A 2,805-nucleotide genomic window follows, 5' to 3' on the forward strand; every position below is an offset into this window, starting at 1 on the left:
GCGGCCGGGAGGGCGCGACGCGGGGCCCCGCCTGCGCCTCCCCCGGCGCTGCCCCACACCCGGCCCCCTACGAAGCCGTCTCCCGCTGCTGAGGTATCACCACCGCCCCCTGCTGCAACGACACGTTCCGCGCCGGCGCCGGAATCCTGATCCCCTCCGCCCGGTACCGCTTGTGCAGCCGCTTGATGAACTCGGACTTGATCCGGTACTGGTCGCTGAACTCGCCGACACCGAGGATGACGGTGAAGCCGATGCGGCTGTCGCCGAAGGTGTGGAAGCGGACGGCGGGTTCGTGGTCCGGTATCGCGCCGGTGATCTCCGTCATCACCTCGGCGACGACGTCCATGGTGACCTTCTCGACCTGGTCGAGGTCGCTGTCGTAGGCGACCCCCACCTGGACGAGGATCGTCAACTGCTGTTCCGGCCGCATGAAGTTGGTCATGTTGGCCTTGGCGAGCTGCCCGTTGGGGATGACGATCAGGTTGTTGGAGAGGGCGCGGACGGTCGTCTGGCGCCAGTTGATGTCCTCGACGTACCCCTCCTCGCCGCTGCTCAGCTTGATGTAGTCACCGGGCTGGACGGTTTTCGAGGCGAGGATGTGGATGCCGGCGAAGAGGTTCGCGAGGGTGTCCTGGAGGGCCAGCGCAACGGCGAGACCGCCGACACCGAGGGCTGTGAGCATCGGCGCTATGGAGATGCCGAGGGACTGGAGCATCACGAGGAAGCCGATCGCGAGGATCAGCACACGCGTGATGTTCACGAAGATCGTCGCGGACCCGGCGACCCCCGGCCGGGACTGCGTCACCGTCTGCATCAGCCCCGCGACGACCCGCGCCACCGACACGGTCACCACGAAGATCAGGACGACGGTGAACGCCTGGCTGGCGCTGCGGTGCCACACCCTCGTCAACGGCAGCACGGCCGCCGCCGACGCGACGCCCCCGGCGATCGCCGCCCACGGCAGCACCCCTCGCAGCGCCGCGACCAGCACGTCGTCCCCGTCCCAGCGGGTCCGCTTGGCGTGCTTCGCGAGCCACCGCAGCAGCGTCCGGGACAGGAACGCCACCAGGAACCCGGCCGCCAGCGCGATCCCGGCGAACACCGCGTCGTGCACGGTGAGTTCACGCGTCAGCATCGGTCGCCTCCCGCCAACTCGCCTGTCAGAGGCCGGATATGAAATGTCGTCACCTGGTCACCTGCTCGATTCGGGGAAGTGCTGACACGCCGTGAGGCGGAGCGTGATCTTCCATCCTGCCGTATCCGGGAAAGGCCTTTCGCACGCCCTTTCGATGTGCCAGGATCCTCGTGTCCAACGGGGGGATGAGGGCAGTTGCACGCGCCTGACCAGCGCTTAGGCCTGCCCGTCCAAAGAGATTTCGCACGCGCCGCGTGGTGCTGTCATGTCTGTCGTCACCTTTCCGGTGTCCCACGCGTCCGCCTCCTCCCCAGGTCCGCACGTCACGACGAGGGAGCGAAGTGATCAGACACCCGCGATTAAGACGACACCGTCATACCGCGCTGGTGGCCGCCGTGTCAGTACTCACCGGCCTGGCGTACGCCGTGCCCGCCCGCGCCGCCGACCCGCTGCCCGACAACGGCAACGGCGCCCGCATCACCTTCGGGCAGAGCGCCCGCGCCGACCGCTGCGAGGTTGGGCACGCCCTGCACATCGGCGGCGCCGCCGTGAAGGCCGCCGCGTCCAGGGCCCTCGCCGGCACCGACGCCGACCTCGCCACCGCCCTGTTCCGCAAGGACAACCTCTACCCGAGCCCCCTCGACGACGCCTTGCGCGCCGACCGGGCCAGCGCCGTCGCCTACGTCCAGGGTTCGGCCACGCGCAAGGCAGGCTGGGAGACCGCCAACCGGCCGTATGCCACCAGTGCCGTCGGCAGCACCGGTATGTCGCTGCACGCTCCGGAGTTCGACGCGAGTGTCCGGGCCTTCACGCTCGACACGCAGGAGGCGCTGTACGACACGTTCGGCCAGGACGGCCGCAGCGCCGCGAGCGCGACCGCGCTGGACAGCGCCCGCAAACTCGCCGCGTCCCTGAAGGGCAAGAGCCCCGCGGGCGACGACCAGCTCGCCGACTTCCTGCTGTTCCCCGGCAACGTCCAGGCGCCCCTCAACCCCACCACGTCCAGCGACGTCGCCCGCTATCTGCGCCACGGCGGCTTCCCGGCCCAGGCTCCCGTCGAAGGTTCTGCGGAGTACCGGACGGAGGTGGAGTCGCTCAAGGTCTCCTGGGCCGGCTGCGACAGCTGGAACCCCGTCGACCCGCGCCGTGTCCTCGGCTCGGTGACGGCGAGCGCCTACGCCGAGTGGGAGCGGGAGTACGCCGCCCAGGCCAAACCGCGCGCCGACATCATGGCCGCCGAGGTGACCGCCGCCGACCAGGCGCGCAAGGCGACCGACGCGCTGATCGAGTCGATCGGCCAGGCATGGCTCGCCGAGCAGATCCTCACCTGGCAGAAGTTCTGGGCCGGACAGCCCGCGAACGCCGTGGGACGCCCGGCGAAGGCGCTGTTCACCCAGGCCGCCGCCGACCTCACCAAGGCCCGCGACAGGGCAGCCGCCCAGGTCACCCTGGCCAACGCCGCCAACGCCGCCGCCAAGACCGCCGCCGACAAGTCGGCCGCCGCCCAGACCAGCGCGTACGCCATCGCCGACACCGCGAAGACGCCGCGCGGCCGGGGTCACCCTTCATTGTCCCCCGCCTTCGCAAGAGGCACTCCGAGGGCGACCCCGAGAACCAACGTGCGGAGGGTACGGGGTGTTCCCGGGCCACAGAGCCACCAGGCCACCCGG

At 70.3% G+C, this 2,805-nt stretch carries 1 protein-coding gene and 1 pseudogene; one reads left to right on the top strand and one right to left on the bottom strand.

What is annotated here, in order from left to right:
• Window positions 1-67: 67 nt before the first annotated feature.
• Window positions 68-1,135, bottom strand: coding sequence for a mechanosensitive ion channel family protein (locus ACVNF4_RS34535; protein WP_461806812.1), 1,068 nt, complete (start codon window positions 1,133-1,135; stop codon window positions 68-70).
• 395 nt (window positions 1,136-1,530) lie between these two features.
• Between ACVNF4_RS34535 and ACVNF4_RS34540 the strand changes: the two are divergent.
• Window positions 1,531-2,805 (top strand): annotated as a pseudogene (locus tag ACVNF4_RS34540) (hypothetical protein); the annotation flags it as partial.

It is taken from the genome of Streptomyces sp. S6 (assembly GCF_054880855.1).